General features: G+C 70.6%; 17 protein-coding genes. 13 read left to right on the top strand and 4 right to left on the bottom strand.

The annotated features are described in order from the left end of the window. The first annotated feature begins 43 nt into the window (after positions 1-43). Positions 44-325 (top strand): hypothetical protein, encoded by a 282-nt coding sequence (locus P7A99_RS19210; protein ID WP_277795362.1) that lies wholly within the window; start codon positions 44-46, stop codon positions 323-325. A 13-nt stretch (positions 326-338) separates the two neighbouring features. Here the strand turns inward: P7A99_RS19210 and P7A99_RS19215 are convergent, their stop codons facing one another. Further along, positions 339-1,160: a YgfZ/GcvT domain-containing protein gene (locus tag P7A99_RS19215; RefSeq protein WP_277795363.1), complete on the bottom strand. Its 822-nt coding sequence runs from the start codon at positions 1,158-1,160 to the stop codon at positions 339-341. 109 nt (positions 1,161-1,269) lie between these two features. Between P7A99_RS19215 and P7A99_RS19220 the strand changes: the two genes are divergently transcribed. The 4 genes from P7A99_RS19220 (at position 1,270) to P7A99_RS19235 (ending at position 5,047) form a co-directional block, all read left to right on the top strand. After that, positions 1,270-2,469 carry a glycosyltransferase family 9 protein gene (locus tag P7A99_RS19220; protein WP_277795364.1) on the top strand — a complete coding sequence of 400 codons (1,200 nt, stop codon included), beginning with the start codon at positions 1,270-1,272 and terminating at the stop codon, positions 2,467-2,469. A 4-nt stretch (positions 2,470-2,473) separates the two neighbouring features. Then, entirely contained in the window at positions 2,474-3,031 is a 558-nt protein-coding gene (locus P7A99_RS19225; protein WP_277795365.1) for a hypothetical protein, read from the top strand. Positions 3,032-3,186: 155 nt separating this feature from the next. Then, entirely contained in the window at positions 3,187-3,480 is a 294-nt protein-coding gene (locus tag P7A99_RS19230) for a GIY-YIG nuclease family protein (protein WP_277795366.1), read from the top strand. Between the two features lie 232 nt (positions 3,481-3,712). Continuing rightward, a complete protein-coding gene (locus tag P7A99_RS19235; RefSeq protein WP_277795367.1) occupies positions 3,713-5,047 on the top strand; it encodes a dihydroorotase in 1,335 nt (444 codons plus the stop codon). A 184-nt stretch (positions 5,048-5,231) separates the two neighbouring features. On the opposite strand, the gene P7A99_RS19240 is transcribed toward P7A99_RS19235, so the two are convergent. Next, positions 5,232-6,776, bottom strand: coding sequence for a DUF2235 domain-containing protein (locus tag P7A99_RS19240; protein WP_277795368.1), 1,545 nt, complete (start codon positions 6,774-6,776; stop codon positions 5,232-5,234). Positions 6,777-6,957: 181 nt separating this feature from the next. Between P7A99_RS19240 and P7A99_RS19245 the strand changes: the two genes are divergently transcribed. The 5 genes from P7A99_RS19245 (at position 6,958) to P7A99_RS19265 (ending at position 12,355) form a co-directional block, all read left to right on the top strand. After that, positions 6,958-7,305 carry a YciI family protein gene (locus P7A99_RS19245; RefSeq protein WP_277795369.1) on the top strand — a complete coding sequence of 116 codons (348 nt, stop codon included), beginning with the start codon at positions 6,958-6,960 and terminating at the stop codon, positions 7,303-7,305. Between the two features lie 3 nt (positions 7,306-7,308). Beyond that, the gene (locus tag P7A99_RS19250; protein WP_277795370.1) at positions 7,309-7,623 is read left to right on the top strand and encodes a YciI family protein; all 315 of its coding nucleotides are present in this window, start codon (positions 7,309-7,311) and stop codon (positions 7,621-7,623) included. Further along, the gene (locus P7A99_RS19255; RefSeq protein ID WP_277795371.1) at positions 7,620-8,849 is read left to right on the top strand and encodes an RNA polymerase sigma factor; all 1,230 of its coding nucleotides are present in this window, start codon (positions 7,620-7,622) and stop codon (positions 8,847-8,849) included. Before P7A99_RS19250 ends, P7A99_RS19255 begins: the two co-directional genes overlap by 4 nt. Positions 8,850-8,879: 30 nt before the next feature. After that, the gene (locus tag P7A99_RS19260) at positions 8,880-10,667 is read left to right on the top strand and encodes a feruloyl-CoA synthase (protein ID WP_277795372.1); all 1,788 of its coding nucleotides are present in this window, start codon (positions 8,880-8,882) and stop codon (positions 10,665-10,667) included. Between the two features lie 149 nt (positions 10,668-10,816). Further along, positions 10,817-12,355, top strand: coding sequence for an acetolactate synthase large subunit (locus P7A99_RS19265; RefSeq protein ID WP_277795373.1), 1,539 nt, complete (start codon positions 10,817-10,819; stop codon positions 12,353-12,355). A 196-nt stretch (positions 12,356-12,551) separates the two neighbouring features. Here P7A99_RS19265 and P7A99_RS19270 read toward each other — a convergent pair whose 3' ends face one another. After that, positions 12,552-13,883, bottom strand: a complete 1,332-nt coding sequence (locus tag P7A99_RS19270) for a hypothetical protein (RefSeq protein ID WP_277795374.1) — start codon at positions 13,881-13,883, stop codon at positions 12,552-12,554. Positions 13,884-14,046: 163 nt separating this feature from the next. On the opposite strand from P7A99_RS19270, the gene P7A99_RS19275 reads away from it, so the two are divergent. Continuing rightward, on the top strand, positions 14,047-15,126 hold the full coding sequence (locus P7A99_RS19275) for an MBL fold metallo-hydrolase (RefSeq protein ID WP_277795375.1): 1,080 nt from the start codon (positions 14,047-14,049) through the stop codon (positions 15,124-15,126). A gap of 22 nt (positions 15,127-15,148) precedes the next feature. Here P7A99_RS19275 and P7A99_RS19280 read toward each other — a convergent pair whose 3' ends face one another. Then, entirely contained in the window at positions 15,149-18,025 is a 2,877-nt protein-coding gene (locus P7A99_RS19280) for a hypothetical protein (protein WP_277795376.1), read from the bottom strand. Between the two features lie 150 nt (positions 18,026-18,175). On the opposite strand from P7A99_RS19280, the gene P7A99_RS19285 reads away from it, so the two are divergent. Then, on the top strand, positions 18,176-18,634 hold the full coding sequence (locus tag P7A99_RS19285) for a MarR family winged helix-turn-helix transcriptional regulator (protein WP_277795377.1): 459 nt from the start codon (positions 18,176-18,178) through the stop codon (positions 18,632-18,634). Next, positions 18,631-19,416, top strand: coding sequence for an enoyl-CoA hydratase (locus P7A99_RS19290; RefSeq protein ID WP_277795378.1), 786 nt, complete (start codon positions 18,631-18,633; stop codon positions 19,414-19,416). The genes P7A99_RS19285 and P7A99_RS19290 overlap by 4 nt, the downstream gene beginning before the upstream one ends. Positions 19,417-19,591 lie beyond the last annotated feature (175 nt).

The following is a 19,591-nucleotide window of genomic DNA, read 5'->3' on the forward strand; positions in this document are numbered from 1 at the left end:
CCTTGTGGTAGCATGGCCACCCCAACGCACGGAGACGATCGGCATGCTGCTCGATATCGCCGCCATCCTGGCTCTGTCGGCCCATGCGCCCGTCGAGGCCGCCGCGGCCGCGCCGCCCGCCACCCTCGACGATGCGGTCAGGCGCTATGGCCCGCCGACGCTGCGCCAGCCGCGCGCCGACGGCGGCCAGAAGCTTGGGTGGGTCCGCCCACGCGACAGCCTGCTGGCGATCCTGGACGTCGCCACGGTAGAGGTCGACGCCGCCGGCCGGGTGGTGAAGACCGAGACACGCACCGTCGCGATGAAGAGTCCGACCGGCTATTGATCCCGCGCCAGGATCAGGCCGCCGGCGACGTTTCCGGAACCCATTCGGGCCGGTCCACCCGCACCGGACGGCCGTCGACGGTCAGCTCCGCGCCCTCGATGCGGTCGAGGCGCAGCAGGGCCATGGCCCGGCCATCGCTTCCGCTCAGCACCTCGCCGGCGCGCAAGGTCCCGGCCAGCACCTCGGCGCCGAAGGCCGGGGCCGGGCCGTCGAAGACGATCGGCAGCATGCGGTTCTTGATCGTGCCGCGCCGCTTCATGCGGCTGGTGGTCTCCTGGCCGACGAAGCAGCCCTTCTTGAAGTCGATGCCGGCCAGCAGATCGAAGTCGGCCTCGATCGGATAATTCTTGTCGCTCAGCCAGTCGGCCGGTCCGGGCACGCCCAGGGCCAGGCGATGGGCCTCGTAGGCGGCCTCGTCGGCGTCGGGTTCGTTCGCCGGGCCGTAGACGCGCGCGCCCAGGGCCGGCAGGCGCGGATCGGTGTAGAAACCCTCGCCCGTCACCGGCCCGCCAGCCGGATCGAAGGCCGCGGCGACTGCAAGGTCGATCGGCCCGATCTCGACCTTGGCCCGCAGGCGATACATGGAAAGGCGCGCCACGATCGTCTCGCGGTGCTCGGCGGCGACGTCCAGCAGCGCGCCGTCCGGCAGTCCCGCCACGAACAGGTCGTAGAGCAGCCGCCCCTGCGGCGTCAGCAGGCCGGAAAAGCGCAGCTCGCCCGGCGCCAGGGTGTCGACGTCCTGGGTCAGCAGGCCCTGCAGGAAGCTGCGCCAGTCGGGGCCGGCGACGGCGATGACGGCGCGGGACGGAAGGCGGGCGAGACGCGTGTTGCTCATGGCCGCACATGTGGCGCCGAGGCGACGCCGACGCCAGTCTTTCGGCTCAAGAAAGCTTAAGCGGGATAACGGGATGCGTTGACAGCCGGTTCACCCTATACATGGACCGATGACACAGCGGGCCTTCCCGATTCTCTTCATCACCGCCACGCGTATTGGCGACGCCGTGCTGTCGTCCGGCCTGATCAAACTTCTCTCCGATCAGATCCCCAACGCCCGCTTCACCATCGTCGCCGGCCCGCTGGCCGCGCCGCTGTTCGCCCACGTGCCCGGCCTCGACCGGGTGATCGTCATGGAAAAGGGCAAGGGCAAGGGCCATTGGTTCAAGCTGTGGAACCAGGTGCGCCACAAGAAGTGGGGCCTGGTCGTCGACCTGCGGGGCAGCGCAACCGCCCTTTTCCTGCGCCGCGAGAAGCGGGCGATCTGGAAGAAGACCCCCGGCGAGATCGCCCACAAGGTGGTCGAGACCGCCCGCGTGCTGAAGATCGAGGGCGAGCCGCCGGCCCCGCACCTCTACATCACGCCGGAAGTCCAGGCCCTGGCCGACCAGATGCTGGCCCCGCGCGGCGGCGAGCCGGCTGGCCCGATCCTGGCCATGGGCCCGGCCGCCAACTGGATCGGCAAGGTCTGGCCGATCGAGCGCTTCACCCAGACCGCAGCCCAACTGCTGGGTCCCGGCGGCAAGCTGGAGGGCGGACGCTTGCTGATCCTGGGCGGTCCCGAGGACGGCCGCATGGTCGAGGAGCTGCGCATGGCCTCGGCCCGGGGCCGCTGCATCGACCTGACGGGCAAGGTGGATCTCCTGACCGCCTATGCCGCCCTCAAGCGCGCCGAACTCTTCATCGGCAACGACAGCGGCCTGATGCACATCGCCGCCGCCGCCGGCACGCCTACCGTCGGCCTGTTCGGCCCGTCGGACGAGCGCCGATATGGCCCGTGGGGCGCTTTGACCCGCGCCGTGCGCGGCCCGCGCGACTTCGACCAGTTCAAGGCCGTCGACCCCGACCTGTCGCAAGCCATCCGCCACATGAGCGACCTGCCGGTGGCCAAGGTGGTGCGCGCCGCGATCGAGCTGCTCGACGAGGCCCGGGCCGGCGCCATTCCGCCGACGGCCGTTGAGCCCGAGCCCGTCGTCGAGGCTGCGCCGCCGACCGAGGCGCCGATCGAGGCGCCAGCCGAGACGCCCATGGCCAGCGAGGCCGCGCCGGAACTGCCGCTCGACATGCCCGCGCCCGAGGCCGAACCCAAGCTCAAGGTCTCGCCCCGCCGCCGCAAGCGACCGGACGGCGAAGCCAGCCCGCAGGCCTGATCCGATGAAGACGGTCCTGGCGCTGTGCGCGCTGCTCGGCCTCTCGGCCGCCCCGGCGGTCGCCGCGCCGCAAACACCCGGCGATCAGTTCTTCGCCCGCCTGACGGCCCTGTGCGGCAAGACCCTGACCGGGCAAGTGGTGGCCGGCGACGCGGCCGACGAGCCGTTCCGCAAGTCGGCGCTGGTGATGACCGTGGCCAGCTGCGACGCCCACGAGATCCGCATCCCCTTCCACGTGGGCGAGGACCGCTCGCGCACTTGGATCGTCACCCGTTTCGATAATGGCGGCCTGCGCCTCAAGCACGACCACCGCCACGCCGACGGCGTCGAGGACGAGCTGTCCCGCTATGGCGGCGACACGGTCGACGCCGGCTCGGCCGACCTCCAGCGCTTTCCGGTCGACGCGGAGTCCAAGGCGATGTTCACCCGCCTGAACCGCGCGGTGTCGAACACCAATGTCTGGTCGCTGGGCCTGACCGACCAGGCCTTCACCTACGAGCTGTCCCGCCCCGGCCGCCTGTTCCGGGTGTCGTTCGACCTGGGCGAAGGGTCCCAACCCTAACCCTCCCCCGATCTCCCCCGCGAAGGCGGGGACCCAAGCTGAGCGTGCCGCGCTCACACGCCAATCAACGTTGCGACCCGCGAACAAGTTGGCCATTGCACGCACAGATTGTTCTCTTTATGTTCTCATGGATCAACACCAGCACGGCCTGATCCATGGATCTCGTGTTCTCGGTCTACATCCTGGCCAGCGCCCCCTACGGCACCCTCTATTGCGGCCATACCGACTATCTCGCCCGCCGCATCTGGCAGCAGCGGGAAGAGCATTTTCGGGGCTTCACCCGTCGCTACGGCGTGCACCGCCTGGTCTGGTACGAGAATGGCGACAGCCGTGAGGGCGTGCTCATTCGCGAGCGCCAGATCAAGAAGTGGAACCGCGCGTGGAAGATCCGGCTGATCGAGGCGATGAACCCACAGTGGCTGGATCTGTACGAGACGCTGAACTGCTGAGCGATCGTACTGGCTGGACGCCTCCCCCTCCCCGATCTCCCCCGCGAAGGCGGGGGCCCAAGCTGAGTCAGAAGCGTGTTCCTGCCTGACGCTCTCATAGGTCTCTAATCCCGCTTGGATCCCCGCCTTCGCGGGGAAGCTCGGAGCGGGTTTCCGGAGGAAGCCGAGAAACCCATTGCCTCCCGCACGCTCCAGACCTAGACCGCCCCAAACCACCGCAGGAGCGCGCCCCATGTCCCAGACCTTCGACCTGATCGTCCGTGGGGGCGAGGTGGTGAACCACGCCGGGCGCGGCATCACCGACATCGGCGTCCGCGGCGGCAAGATCGTCGCCATCGGCGACCTCTCCCAGGCCAGCGCCGGCGAGGTGTTCGACGCCTCGGGCCTGACCGTGCTGCCCGGCGTGATCGACAGCCAGGTGCACTTCCGCGAGCCGGGCCTGGAGTGGAAGGAAGACCTGGAAAGCGGATCGCGCGGCGCGGCCCTCGGCGGCGTCGTGGCCGTGTTCGAGATGCCCAACACCGAGCCGACCACCACCGATCCCGACGCCCTGGCCGACAAGCTCAAGCGCGCCAAGAACCGGATGCACACCGACCACGCCTTCTATGTCGGCGGCACCCACGAGAACGCCAACTTCCTGGGCGAGCTGGAGCGCCTTCCCGGCTGCTGCGGCATCAAGGTGTTCATGGGCGCCTCGACCGGCAGCCTGCTGGTGCAGGACGACGAGGGCGTCGAGAACGTGCTGCGGCATGTCAACCGCCGCGCGGCCTTCCACTCGGAAGACGAATACCGCCTGGCCGAGCGCCGCAGCCTCGCCCGTCCCGGCGACTGGACCAGCCACCCCGAGGTGCGCGACGCCCAGGCCGCCCTGCAATCGACCCACCGCCTGGTGCGCATCGCCAAGAACCTGGGCAAGCGCATCCACGTGCTGCACGTCACCACCAAGGAAGAGATCGACTTCCTGGCGCTTAACAAGGACGTCGCCAGCGTCGAGGTCACGCCTCAGCACCTGACCCTGGTCGCGCCCGAGGCCTATGAGCGCCTGAAGGGCTTCGCACAGATGAACCCGCCGATCCGCGACGCCTATCACGTGGCCGGCGTCTGGCGCGGCATCGAGGCCGGCATCGCCGACGTGCTGGGCTCCGACCACGCCCCGCACACCCGCGAGGAGAAGGCCCGTCCCTACCCGGCCTCGCCGTCGGGCATGCCGGGCGTGCAGACGCTCGTTCCCGTCATGCTGACGCATGTGGTGGACGGCAAGCTGTCCCTCGAGCGCTTCGTTGATTTGACCAGCCATGGCGTCAACCGCGTGTTCGGCCTGGCCGACAAGGGCCGCCTGGCCGAAGGCTTCGACGCCGACTTCACCATCGTCGACATGAAGGCCCGCAAGGTCATCACCCACGAGCAGATGGCCAACCGCGCCGGCTGGACCCCGTTCGACGGCTTCGAGGCCAAGGCCTGGCCGGTGGCGACCATCGTCCGCGGCATCGTGGTCATGCGCGACGACGAGATCGTGGCCGAGGGCCGCGGCGAGCCGGTGCGCTTCCTGGAGACCCTGGCGCACTAGCCTCCGAACGGATCTACACGAGCGGTTCTGTCCGTTTCTCTCCGAGCATCCCCGCGAAGGCGGGGATCCAAGATGCATTTCAGGAAACGGCGCGGCCGTGGACCGCCCGCAGCCTCCGCTTGGGTCCCCGCCTTCGCGGGGAAGGACGGACTGGGGGCGACAGCCGGCTGAATGTCGCCCCGGCCTACCTCCCGAACAAACCGCGCACCCAGGCGCCGACGCCCGCCAGGACGTCGGCCGCCGGGGCGCCGATGCCGAGCGGCAGCAGCCGCAGCAGTTCGTGGGCGACCACGCCCAGCAGCCAGACCAGCAGCAGGGCGCCGGCGATCAGCGCCAGCACGAACAGCAGCCGGAACGGCGGTCCGGTCACCAGCTCGACATAGCGGTGCGGGCCAAGCCTGGTCTCGCCGGTGAACGGCGCGAACACCTTGGGCCGGTAGTGCGCCATCCGCGTCCAGCGCAGGCGCGCGCCGGGATGCACCTCGTCGCGCCCGATCGACACCGCCCGCGAGCGATAGCCGCCGATCATCCCCAGCAGGTCGGTCATCCACACCGGCCGCAGCGTTCCGGGCCGGCGCCCGATGCGCCAGTCGACCAGCGGATTGGCCAGATCCCCGGCCTGGGCCAGCTCGCCATCGGGCCGGTCGTCGAACACCAGACCCGCCGCCTGCGCCCCTTCCGCCACCCACAGCAGGGCGGCGCTGGACAGGCCCAGCTCGAAATTGCCGCCGCCGACCGCCCCGTGGTCGCCCGGAAACCACTTCTGCTGATAGCGCCGCTCGCCATAGGGGATGTAGCCGGGCGCCCTGCGGTCGACGACCTGGGCCAGGGACTGGACCGCCCGCCCCGCCTTGGCCGCCCGCGCGTTGCCCGCCTTGATCCCGGCGTTCAGTTCCTCGGTGGCGGTGATGTTCAGGTCGCGGATATTGGAGAACGGCGCGGCGCTGAAGGTGCGGCGGTCCTCGTCGGCGGCGATGGCGTGGCGCAGGCTCTCGATCAGCTTCGACGCCTCGGTGTCGTGGAAACGGAAGCGCTTGTTGAACGCCGACAGCAGCCAGAAGCGGTCGGGCACGCCCAGCGAACCCACCGTGTCCCATAAGCCCAGATAGCGGATCCTAACCGCCCGTCTGCGGCGCACCTCGTCGGTCAGCAGGCAGTCCTCGCCCTCGGCCGCGTCGGCCGCCCGGCGGGTCACGGTGGTCTCGCCGACCTTGCGCAGCAGGTCCTCGGCGCCCACCACCTCGCGCCGCGAATAGCGGTCGCGGAACTCCTGGCACTCGGGCCCGGCGGGATGGATCTTGCGGTTGCGATAGAGGGCCATCGCCTCGGGCACCCGCTGCAAATGCTCGGGCCGCAGAATGCCGCACTTGCGGATCAGGCCGCACAGGCTGCGGGCGGTGTAGGCCCCGCGGCTGAAGCCGAAGATGAAGATCTCGTCGTCCGGTTCCTTGTAGTTCAGGACGATGAAACGGTAGGCCTGCTCGATCTTGCGGTCGAGGCCCGCCCCGAAGGCGCCGCCGAGGATGGCCTCGAGGCGATCGCTGGTGCGGCTGACCCCCGTCGCGGTGCCCACGCCCTCGTCGTAATAGACCACCTGCGGCACGCCAGGCTTGCCGTTCTGGCCGGGCGGATCGCGCACCACCGAGCGCGCCAGCCGCGCCACATTGGTCAGGTTCTGCATCTGCAGCCCGTTCCAGGTGCCGTCGCAGAACACCGCCAACCGGATCATGATCGCCTCCCCCAAGGCACAATCTTTGCGCGAAGCTATCCCCATTGAAGCCGACGGTAAACGCGCTTGCGGCGGGTGCTGGGGGCTCGACTTTTTTCGTCGGCGTTGTCGAATGCGGCCGGCCCGGCGCGTCTCTCCTTCGAAGGCGGCGCACAGGGCGTCCGCCGGACGGAGACCCGCCATGAAGTACATGCTGCTGATCTACGAGACCGAGGCCCACTACGCCGGCGAGACCGGGCAGACGCTGCTGGCCGACGTCATAGCCGGGCACATGCGGTTCACCGAGGAACTGCAGGCGGCGGGCGTCGACTGGAGCGGCTCGGAGCTGGCCCCCACCCAGGCGGCCTCGACCCTGACCCAGGACGGCGTCGTGCACGACGGCCCGTTCGCCGAGACCCACGAGCAGTTGGGCGGCTTCTACCTGGTCGACGTCGCCGACCACGCCGCGGCGGTGGAGTGGGCGCGCAAGATCCCGCTGTCGCCCGGCGGCAAGATCGAGATCCGTCCCACCGGCGACAACTGCGGCTAGGCCGTGCGCTACGCCCTTCTGATCTATGAGGACGAGGCGGCCGCCGCCGCCCTGGCCCCGGTCCGCCGGGCCTTCGCCGCCGCCCTTGCAGCGGCGGGGGTCCTGCGCGGGCAGGCGGCGCTGAAGAGCGCGGACACCGCCACCACCCTGCGGCGGGACAGCCCTCTGCACGACGGCCCGCACGCCGAGGCCGGCGAGCCGTTGGCCGGCCTCTATCTGATCGAGGCCGGCGACCTGGACGCGGCCCTGGCCTGGGCCCGCCGCCTGCCGCTGGGCGACGGCGCGGTCGAGGTGCGGCCGCTGGCCGAGGCGGCGTGAGCCCCGAGCTCGACCGCGCCGCGCGCGAGGCCGGCGGCCGGATCATCGCCGCCCTGGCCGCCGGCTTTCGCGACCTCGACCTGGCCGAGGACGGCTTCGCCGAGGCCTGCGCCCGGGCGGCGGCGACCTGGCCGCGCGACGGCGTGCCGCGCCAGCCCGCCGCCTGGCTCTACGCCGCCGCCCGCCGCTGCGCGCTGGACGCCCTGCGCAAACGGGCCGTGCGCGCGCGGCTGTCGCCCGACGCGCCCGAGCCGGAACCGACCGTGGAGGACGCCCTGGTCTCGGACGAGCGGCTGATCCCCGACGAGCGCCTGCGGCTGATCTTCGTCTGTTGCCATCCCGCCGTGGCCCCGGAGTCGCGGGCGGCCCTGACCCTGCGCCTGGTCTGCGGCCTGTCGGTGCAGGAGATCGCCCGCGCCTTTCTGGTGAGCGACGCGGCGATGTTCCAGCGCCTGACCCGCGCCAAGAAGAAGATCGCCCAGGCCGGTGTCGCCTTCGAGGTTCCGGGTCCCGAGGCCTGGCCGCAGCGGCTGTCGGCGGTGCTGTCGACCCTGGAGGTCGCCTACGCCAAGGCCCACGAAGACGCCGCCGGATCCGGCGCCCACGCCGGTTACGCCCGCGAGATCCTCGACCTGACGGCGGCCCTGGCCGAGCTGGCCCCGGGCGAGGCCGAATGCCTGGCCCTGGCCGCCCTGGTCCGCTACGCCGAGGCCCGGCGGCCGGCCCGGCTGGACGAGACCGGGGCCATGACGCCGCTGTCGCAGCAGGACCCCGCCCTCTGGCGCCGCCCGCTGATCGAGGAGGCCCAGGCCTATCTGCGCCGCGCCGCCGATCTCGACCGGCCCGGCCCTCGCCAGCTTCAGGCCGCCGTCCACGCCGTCTGGTGCGGCCGCAAGAGCCTGGACGAGCCACCGCGCTGGGGCGCGGTGCTGGCCCTCTACGACGCCCTGCTGGTCTGGCGCGACGACGCCGTGGCCCGCCTCAACCGCGCCGTGGCCCTGGCCGAGGTCGCGGGGCCGCAGGCCGCCCTGGCCGAGGTCGACCAGCTGGACGCCCAACGCCTGGCGGCCTTCCGGCCGTTCCACGCCGTGCGCGCCGACCTGCTGGCCCGCCTCTCCCGTCCCAAGGAGGCCCGCGCCGCCTGCGACCTGGCCCTGGCGCTGGACCCCGCCCCGGCCGAGCGGCTTTGGCTGGAGCGCCGCCGAACGGCGCTCGGCGAGGATTGAACGCGCGTTTGCGGCGGGACATAAAAGGGGATGGAATCCCTCGACGACGCTCCCTTCCGTGACGCCCGCTACGCCCCGCGCGCCCTGGAGGTCGAACGTCGCGGAGAGGCGCTGATCCTGCGCAACCCCATGCCCTTTTCCGATGCGGTGACGACGGTCACCGCCCCGCTGGGCCGCTGGGCGGCGCAGGCTCCCGAGCGCGTCTGGCTGGCCGAGCGGATCGACGGCCAGGACGGCTGGCGCACGGTGACCTACGGCGAGGCGGCGACCCGCGTCGCGGCCCTGGCCGGCGGCCTGGCGACGCTGGGCCTGTCGCGCGGCAAACCGCTGCTGATCTTGGCCCGCAACGGGATCGACCACGCCCTGATCGCCTACGCCGCCATGAGCCTGGGCGCGCCGGCCGCGCCGGTGTCGCCGCAGTACGGCCTCTCGGGCGCGGACCTGTCGCGGCTGGTCCACGCGGTCGAGCGGCTGAAGCCGGCGGCGGTCTATGTCGACGACGCGGCCGCCTTCGCCCAGGCCCTCGACCACGACTACCTGGACGGCCTGCCGGTGATCGCCAGCCGCAACCCGCGCCCCGGCGACCAGCCGTTCGAGGCCCTGCTGGCCAGCCCGCCGGCGGCCGACGTGGCGCGGGGCGACGATGTCGCCAAGCTACTGCTGACCTCGGGCTCGACCGGACGGCCCAAGGCGGTGATCTGCACCCACGCCAACATCGCGCTGAACGCCGCCCAGATCGAAGCCTGCTACGCCGACCCCGATCCGCCCGTGCTGGTCAATTCCGCGCCCTGGAGCCACAGCCTGGGGGCCAACGCCATACTGCACATGGTGCTGCACCGGGGCGGCACGCTGCACATAGACGCCGGCCAGCCCGTGCCCGGTCGCTTCGGAGAAACCCTGCGCAATCTGCACGAGGTCTCGCCGACCTATCACAACATGGTCCCGGCCGGCTGGGGCCTGCTGGTCGGGGAGCTGGAGCGCGACCCGGCGCTGGCCGAAACCTTCTTCAGGCGAGTGCGGGTGCTGCAATACGGCGGGGCGTCGATGGCCCAGTCGATCCTCGACCGCGTGCAGGCGCTAGCCCAGGCGGCGACCGGCGAGCGCATCACCTTCGCGGCCGGCTACGGCGCCACCGAGACCGGCCCCACCGCCTGCAACATCCACTGGCTGAACGCCCGCTCGGGCATGGTCGGCCTGCCCACGCCCGGCACGGCGGTGAAGCTGGTCCCGGCCGGCGACGGCGGCAAGTTCGAGATCCGGGTCAAGGGCCCTCAGGTCTCGCCAGGCTATCTCGACCAGCCGGAGGCGACGGCGCAGGCCTTCGACGAGGAGGGCTTCTACCGCCTGGGCGACGCGGCCCGGCTGGCCGATCCCGAGGATCCCGCCGCCGGCCTCGTCTTCGACGGCCGGCTGGTGGAGAACTTCAAGCTGGCCAGCGGAACCTTCGTCGCGGCCGGCGCCCTGCGGGTGGCGGCGATCTCGGCCATCGGCGGAGCGGCGTCCGACGCCGTGGTCTGCGGCGAGGGCCAGGACGGCGTCGGGCTGATGCTGTTCCTCGAGCCCAGGACCTGCGAGGCCCTGGGCGGGGCCGACGCCGCCCGCTCGGCCGTGCGCGTCGGGCTGGAGCGCTTCAACGCCGGCGCCAGAGGCGGCGGCAAGGTGGCCCGGGCCCTGATCCTGCCCGGCGCGCCCGACGCGGCCAGCGGCGAGCTGACCGACAAGGGCTATATCAACCAGGCCCTGGCCCGGGAGCGACGTCCAGCCGAACTGGAGCGCCTGTTCGCCGCCGCGCCCGACGAGGACGTGATGGTGTTTTAAAGATCCTCCCCCTCTGGGGGAGGTGGCCCAGAGGGCCGGAGGGGGGACGTTTTCAGCTTCCGCGAAGCTGGCCGAACTTCCCCCTCAGTCGGCTACGCCGACAGCTCCCCCTTCAGGGGGAGCATCCAGTGTTAGGGAAGGAAACGAGAATGAACGCCGCCGACGCCCTGATCACCACCCTGGCCGACAACGGCGTGACCGCCTGCTTCGCAAATCCGGGCACCAGCGAGATGCAGTTCGTCTCGGCCCTGGACCGCGAGCCGCGCATGCGCTCGATCCTGTGCCTGTTCGAGGGCGTGGCCACCGGCGCGGCCGACGGCTACGGCCGCATCGCGGGCAAGCCTGCCTGCACCCTGCTGCACCTGGGCCCCGGCTACGCCAACGGCGCGGCCAACCTGCACAACGCCCGCCGCGCCTTCACCCCGATCGTCAACGTGGTCGGCGACCACGCCACCTATCACCGCGGCTTCGACGCCCCGCTCAACAGCGACATCGCCGCCCTGGCCGCGCCCAACTCGTTGTGGGTGAAGTCGGCCGAGTGCGCCGACAGCGTAGGCCCCCTGGCCGCCGAGGCGATCACCGCCAGTTATGGAACGCCGGGCGGAAACGCCTGCCTGATCCTGCCCGCCGACGCGGCCTGGAACGAGGCGACCGTGCACGGCGGGATCGCCGAGATTCCCGTCCCGGCCGCACCCGACGCCGAGGTCGTGACGGCCGTCGCCCATGCGGTGAAGGCGGCCAAGGCGCCGGTGCTGCTGCTGGGCTCGGGCGCCTGCCGCGAGGACGGGATCGCCGCCGCCGGCCGGCTGGCGGCCCTGGGGGTCCGGGTGCTGACCGACACCTTCACCGCCCGCCAGGCGCGCGGCGAGGGCCGCTTCCGTCCTGACAAGCTGCCCTATTTCGGCGAGATGGCGCTGAAGGACCTGGAGGGCGCCGACCTGATGGTGCTGGTCGCCACCGAGCGGCCGGTGGCCTTTTTCGCCTATCCCGACCGGCCCAGCGTGCTCGTGCCCGAGCATTGCGGGCTGGAGAGCCTGTGCGGGCGCGAGGTCGACGCAGCCGCGGCGCTGAACGCCCTGGCCGACGCCCTGGAGGCGCCCTCCGCCGGTCACGCGGAGACCTATGCCCCGCCGCCCGCGCCGGCCGGCAGGCTGGACGCCTGGGCCATCGGCGCCAGCATCGCCCGCCACATGCCGACGGGCGCGGTGATCTCGGACGATGCGGTGACCGCCGGCCTGCCGATCTTCACCCAGACCCGCGCGGCCCGCGCCCACGACTGGCTGTCGCTGACCGGCGGCGCGATCGGCCAGGGCATTCCGCTGGCGATCGGCGCGGCCGTGGCGAGGCCCGACGCCAAGGTCCTGGCCCTGACCGGCGACGGGGCGGGCATGTACACGGTTCAAGGCCTGTGGACGATCGCCCGCGAACAGCTGGACGTCGTGGTCGTGGTCTTCGCCAACCACGTCTATCGCATCCTCGGCATCGAACTGGGACGGACCGGCGCGGGCAATCCGGGGCCGGCGGCGAGCAAGCTGCTCGACCTTGGCGATCCGCGCATCGACTGGGTGGCGGTCTCGCAGGGGATGGGCGTGCCGGCCCAGCGCGTCGACACCGCCGAGGCCTTCGACGAAGCGTTCGCTCGGGCGATGGCGAGCAAGGGGCCCCGGCTGATCGAGGCGGCGCTTTAGAGCGCTAGCGCCCTCCCTTCCCCCTTGATGGGGGAAGGGCCGGGGATGGGGGTGATGCGGCGGTTCAGCCGCCACCATCGTAGGTCACCCCCACCCAACCCTCCCCCATCAAGGGGGAGGGCTTTCGCTCAGTCGGACACGAAAAAGCCCGCCGAGATCGCTCCCGGCGGGCTTCGTCAGAGCTTGCGAGAAGCCCTTACTTCTTGATGTTGGTCGGCAGCTTGCAGCCGCCGCCGACGCCCTTGGCCTGCAGGCAGGACAGGAGCTCGTTCGGCTTGGGCGAAGCCTGGTTCAGCGGGTAGGACAGCACCCAGCCCGGCAGGCCGTCGGCGCAGGCCACTTCGACGAAGCCGCTGGTGTCGGTGCGGCCGATGATGCGCGCGCCCGAAACCTGGCAGCCGGCCTTGTTGTAGCTCTTCAGGTCGTCCCACAGGCGGGTGAACTCGACGTCGGCCTTGGTGTAGCTGCAACGGAAGCCGTTCAGTTCGCCAGTGACGCAGTCGTAGACGCGGTTGTCGGCGGCCGAGAAGACGCCGATGCCGCCCCGCGGGGTGTTCGAGCACTTCAGCTCGACGATTTCCTTCTTCGGGTCCTGCGACGGGAACAGGCCGTACTGTTCGACCTTGCAGTCGTAGCCGGCCTTCTTGGCCAGGCTGGTGTAGAGGCCGGCCTGCTCGGTCTTGGCCGCGCGGCTGTCGGTCAGGGTGCACTCGGCGCCGCCCGGAGCGTTGGCGCAGTCGATGGCGCGGACCAGGGCGCCGTTGGCGGTGGCCTGCTGCAGCACATAGCCCTTGCCGTCCTGGCAGGCGACTTCGAAGTAGTTGTCGGTCTTGGTGGTCAGGATGTAGCGCTTATCCTTGACCGCGCAGTTGTTCTTGGCCGCGGCGGCCAGGGTGTCGACCACTTGCAGCTGGGCGGCGCGATCGGTCAGCTTGCACGAGATGTTGCCGCCTTCTTCGTACAGCAGGCAGCTGTTGGCCACCGTGCCCTCGACCTTCATCGGCACCGGGATCTGCAGGATGTAGCCCGTGCCGCCGGCGCAGGCGACTTCGAAGAACGAGTTGTTGTTGCCGGTGCCGATGGCGCGGGCGTTCTGCAGGTCGCACGAAGCGCCGGCCTTGGTCAGGTAGGGCTTCAGGCCCTGCTTGGGGTCGGCGTTGGCCGGCAGCTGACACTTCAGGCCCGAGTCCTTGCCGTCGGCGCCGGGCTGGCCGGTTTCGACGCACGAGAAGGCCTGCGGAGCGGTGTCCTTCTTGGCCACCAGCGCGTAGCCCATGCCTTCCTGGCAGGCCACTTCGTAGTAGGAGGTGCTCGACTTCTTGTCGGCGCCGATCAGGCGGGCGTCCGACACCTGGCAGGCCACGCCGGCCTGGGTGACCAGGGGCGGGGCTTCCTTCATACCGGCTTCACGCGACTTGGCGTCGACGGCGGCGGCGGGCTTGGCGTCCTTCGGCGCCGCGAAGGCGGCGGCCGGAACGAGCGCGGCGACCGCGAGGGCGGCCGTCAGGCCGATCGCGAATGGCCTCATATCTGTAGTCTCCTGGGGGTGGATTCCTCGGGGCGGACTTAAGCCCCCCCTTGCATCAAGGGTCAAGATGTCGTCCGACGGGGGCGCAATCATGGCGCGGCTTGACCATGAAAAATGGGCTGACGGAACGGCCTCAAAGGCGCGGCAAGGGGAGTGAACTGCGATGAGCGACGGGTTCGAGGAGACTGCGGGCGAGGCCGAGGCGCCCCGCCGCCCGCGCCTGGCCTATCCGTTCGAGATCGAGCCCGAGCCGGGTTCGGGCCAGGCCGTCGAGGTCGCCCCGGGCGTGCTGTGGCTGCGCCAGCCCCTGGGCGGGTCGCTGGGCTTCATCAACGTCTGGGCGCTGGCCGACGGCGAGGGCTGGACGATCGTCGACACCGGCATGGCCACAAAGGACACCAGCGCCGCCTGGAAGGCCGCCTTCGCCGGCGCGCTGGACGGCCGCCCCGTCACCCGCGTCATCGTCACCCACTTGCATCCCGACCATGTGGGCCTGGCCGGCTGGCTGACCCGCCGCTTCGACTGCCGGCTGTGGATGACGAGGCTGGAATACTTCCAGTGCCGGATGCTGGTGGCCGACACCGGCCGCGAGGCGCCTGAGGACGGCGTGCGGTTCTTCCACGCCGCCGGCTGGGACGATGACGCCATCGACAACTACAAGACCCGCTTCGGGGGCTTTGGTCGCGCCGTCCACGCCCTGCCCGACAGCTATCGCCGGATGACCGACGGCGAGACCTTCCGCATCGGCGAGCACGACTGGACGGTGGTGACCGGCCAGGGCCATTCGCCCGACCACGCCTGCCTGTGGAGCTCGTCGCTGGGCCTCCTGATCTCGGGCGACCAGGTGCTGCCGAAGATCTCGTCCAACGTCTCGGTGTTTCCCACCGAACCCGACGCCGATCCGCTGGCCGACTGGCTGACCTCGCTGGCCAAGGTCAAGGCGATCGTGCCCGACGAGGTGCTGGTGCTGCCGGCCCACAACGCGCCGTTCAGGGGCCTGCACGCCCGTATCGACCAGTTGATCGCCGGCCACGAGCGCGGCCTCTCGCGCCTGCTGGGCAAGCTTTCGGAGCCGCGCCGGGCGGTGGACACGTTCGGCGCCCTGTTCGCCCGGCCGATCGGCCCCGACCTGCTGGGCATGGCCACCGGCGAGGCCCTCGCCCACCTCAACTGCCTGATCGCCCGCGGGCTGGCGGTGCGCGAGGTCGATGAGGCGGGCGTGGGGTGGTACCGGGCGGCGTAGAAACCACCCGGACTTTCGGCGCCTAAGCCAGGCTCACCGTCTCCGGCGGCTTGCCGTTGGGGCGATAGGTGAGGGTCAGGGTCATGGGCCATTTCTCGCTGACTCCGCCCAGCCGGACCAGGCATTGGAGCAGGCCTACCGTGTAGGGGTGAACCTCCGGCGCGAACGAGAAGAGCGTCAAGTTCAGCTTCAGCCAACGCGCGGCGGCCTGGGCGATCTCTTCCTGGGCCTTGGCGTAGCGCTTCTCGGTCCAGAGCGGCGAGGCGCCTCTGGGCGGATTGCGCGGGTCGGCCGGAACCGCCTCGTAGACGTCGCCGAGCAGATCGACCAGCGAAGCCAGGGCGTCGATCCGAGGCGACAGCTTCTTCCACTGCTCGAGGAAGTGATTGTACATCCTGCGGTCGACGCCGGACGAGATCACCGGCTCGTCCTGCTCGAACCTGGGCTCCACGAAGAGCGCCGCCGCCTCGTAGACGTCGAGCGGACGCGACGAGCCGATCACGTATTCGTTGGCGACCTTGGCGCCCTTCTCGAACTTCTCGTGGTCGTCGACCGTGGGAACCAGGAACCGTGCGGCCGCCAGCCTGACGGCGTCGTTGGCCGCTCGGGTCAGCTGCCCGGACGCCCGCGCCCCCAGCAGGGCGACGGCCTGCTTGCCCGACACCCGCAGCTTCGCCGAAATGTCGGCCTGGATGTCCTTTTCGGCGCCCTTGAGGTCCCACTCGTCGAAAATCTTCTCCGCCCTGTCGGTCGTGTCCGGCGGCAGAAGGCCCGCCTTCCTGAGGCTGTCGATGAACCCGACCAGTTCCTTGCGCTTGAGCGCCTTGTCATGGTGGCTGACACCCACGCCCAGATCGAGAAAGCGCTGCTCGTTCATGCCCTCCATCTGGCGCAGCAGGGCCAGGGCGTAGGCGTCGACGAACTCGACCTCGCGCGTCTCCCGCGGCGCCTCGAACCTGCGCCTGAAATTGCCGGCGGCGTCGATCCGCAGGTTGCCGGCTCCGTCGGCATAGGCGCTGGCCGACCCCTTGAGCAGATCCGACCCCGTCAGTTGGAAGCCCAGCAGCACCAGTTCGTAGCGGGCCTCGTTCTGGATGGTCGCGAACCGCCGGATCGAGGATTCCTTCCTGATCAGCTCGAAGCCGTCGGGGTCCGGCGCCTCGAACAACGCCAGCACCTCGCGCAGATCGCCGGAAGTCAGGGCGCGGAACACGCCTCGCGCCGCCGGCGTATCGCCGGTGATCACGCCCGTGACCTGGTAGGACACGTCGGCGCTACGGACGTCCTCGTAGGTGATCCGGGCCACGATCTTGCGGCGAGCCGCGTCACCGGCTTCGGTCAACACCTTCTGGAACAGGGCGTCGTAACGCTCGAACAGGCGCCGAGCGCCGGCCAGGGCATTGTCGAGCTCGCCATAGGCGTCGCCCACCGTCTCGCCGAGGGACTTGAGGAACTGGCCAAGCTCGTCGCCGCCGGACGCGGCCAATAGGCCGGCGACCGTCGCCTGCAGCTCCTCATCGAGTCGGACGACGAGATCGGCCGTCGTCGCCTTCAGATGTTCGCGGAATTCGGCCTGGGCGAAAGCGGGCAGGATCTCGGCGAGACGGTCGACGATGCGCCCGGCCCTGTCCTTGGCGGTCGTGAGCACGCCCGCCCGCTCGATGGCCGACAGCAGCGCCTTTTCGGCCCAGTCGGCGATAGCAAGCTGGCCGGACGGATCGATGCCGACCGCCCCCTGGAGGTCGCGAACCAGGGCCTTCTTCAAGTCCTCGTCGGCGACCATGCGGGAGACCGCGCTGTCGACGGCCCCCTTGGCCCTGTCCTTGAGCAGGGCGCCCGGCGACAGGTAGGGCTTCAGGTCCTTGTATTTCTCGTTCCAGACGCCGACCGCCTCCTCCAGCACCTCGTGCACGCGATCGGCCAGGGCGGAGACGTCGATATTGGCGCCCAGAGACAGGCCGCCGCCGTACTTGCCACCGGTCGAACGCGACAGCACCGCAACGACACGAGGGGTCGTTTCACTGCCGCCGTCGCGGCGGAAGCTCAGTGTGTAGGCGCCCTCCAGCTGGACGTCGAACTTGACGCCTGCGCCCAAGGTCGCCTCCACGCCGGCGCCCAGTTGCAGCGCATTGGCCAGAGACACCTCGACACTGACCGCCGTCGCGCCTTTCAGGTCGTAGGTCAGCCCCATGAGGTTCCGGGCGGTGAAGCCCTCCCACACGCCGTCGAAGTCGAACGGGTTGGGCAGGGCCGCCAGCTTCTCGGCCGCCACCTCGACGACCAGCGGATCCTTCTTCGGCTGGGCGTAGTAGTAATCGAGCCTGACCCCGGCCGAGGCCGACCCCGACCCCGTCACCGAACCGACGCCGGCCTTGAAGGGCGTGGTTGCGCCAGCCTCGGCGCTGAACCCGCCTTCCAGTCCCAGGCGCACCAGCGGCTCGGTAAGCTGGTCCTTGAACGGCCAGGTCGCATGCGAATGGAACAGGATCTTGGCGCTGGCCTGTAACTTCAGTTTCAGCTTGTCGCTGAGCGGCAGGCTCCTGCCGGCCTCCAGAGGGGTCCAGCTGATCAGGCCCTTCTTCGCGTCCGTGGAAGCGGCGACCTCCGAGAACCGGCTCAGGAGGGTCAGGTAGTCGGCGGGGATCTCATCGATAGCGCCCAGGGCCTTTTCCAGGCCCGCCTTGATCTGCGCGTGCAGATCTTCGGCGCCGAGCCGCGAAAACACCGCCCGGGCGGCCGGGTCGTCGACGCTCTTCAGGGTGAGCTTCAGCAACTCGACCAGACTTGGCAGACTGTCGACATCGTCCGACGCGTCTCTCCACGCCTGTGCCAGCTTCCCGATCGCTTTCAGCAGCGCAAGGTCGTCCTCAAGCCCGGACAGGCTCGTGATGTTCGGCATGTGATCCCCCCTGGGCGCGTCCGCGACCGCCCGTGAGCGAACAGTGTTCCGCCTCAACTCAGGCAGTCAACTCAAGATTGCCGCGCAATGCCTCGCCGCGATCGCGAAACATCCGTTTGATATTTCGTACGCGAAGCATATAGTCGCCGCATGTCGACGCCCCCCGCCCCTGCTCCGGACAGACGCCTCGTCTTCCTGCTCGCCGCCGGCCACCGGCGCGTGCAGCGCTGGATCGAGGCCAGGCTGGCGACAGAGGGCGCCGGACTGACCTCCGCCCAGTCGGGGGTCTTGTTCTATCTGGGGTCCGCCGACGGCGCGCTGATCGGCGAGGCGGCCGAGGCCCTGGACCTGGCCCCCTCGGCCATGACCGGCCTCGTCGACCGCATGACCCGCGCCGGCCTCGTCGAACGCCGGCCCGACCCCAGGGACGGCCGGGCCCTGCGCCTGCACCTGACCGACCACGGCCGCGCAGCTCGCGCGGAGGCCAAGGCGGGCCTGGCCCATCTCAACACCCAACTGACCGAAGGCTTCACGGACGACGAGATCGCCGTGGTCGCCCGCTGGCTGGCCAGCCTTCAGGTCAAATTCCCCAAGGGAGATTCCGTATGACCGAGCCCCTCAAGACCGAGCAGGTCAAGACCAGCCTAGAGGCCGGCGTGCTGACCATCACCCTGTCGCGTCCCGAGAAGAAGAACGCGCTCAGCAACGCCATGTACGGCGCCCTGGCCGACGCCCTGGAGGGCGCCGAGACCGATCCGGAGATCCGGGTGGTGGTGTTCCAGGCCGACGGCGACAGCTTCAGCGCCGGCAACGACCTGGGCGACTTCGTGGCCCAGGCCACCGGCGCCTTCACCGAGGAACGCCACGTGTGGCGGTTCCTCAAGGCCCTGGCCAACGCCACCCGGCCGCTGGTCGCCGCCGTCCATGGCCAGGCCGTAGGCGTGGGCACGACCATGCTGCTGCACTGCGACCTGGTGTTCGTGGCGCCCGACGCGCGCCTGACCGTGCCGTTCGTGAACCTGGCCCTGGCCCCGGAAGCGGCGTCGAGCTGGCTGCTGCCGGCCCGCATCGGCCACGCCCGCGCCTACGCCATGTTCGCCCTGGGCGAGGCGGTGGACGGGACGACGGCCGCCGCCTGGGGCCTGGCCAACGCCGTGGTCCCGGCCGAAGACCTGCGCGAGCGCGCCCGCGCCGCCGCCGACCAGTTGGCCAAGCGTCCGCTGGGCGCCCTGACCGTCACCAAGGGCCTGATGCGCGACGCCGAGGCCATCGCCGCCCTGATGGACAAGGAAGGCGCCCTGTTCGCCGAGCGCCTGCAGACCGCCGAGGCCCGCGAAGCCTTCATGGCCTTCGCCGAGCGCCGCGCGCCGGATTTCAGCAAGGTGGGGTGATTACTCCTCCCCCGAGAAACGGGGGAGGTGGCGCGCTGCGAATACGCAGCGTGACGGAGGGGGCGACGGCCGGCACGGCGCCCAGTCTCGCCCCCACCACCCGCGTCGCCGGGCCCCCCCCCCCCCGTGACGGGGGAGGAGCACACCCCCCCAGCACGTTCAGCAGGAATGCCAT

The sequence above is a fragment of the Caulobacter endophyticus genome (assembly GCF_029543245.1).
Classification (GTDB): Bacteria; Pseudomonadota; Alphaproteobacteria; order Caulobacterales; family Caulobacteraceae; genus Caulobacter; species Caulobacter endophyticus_A.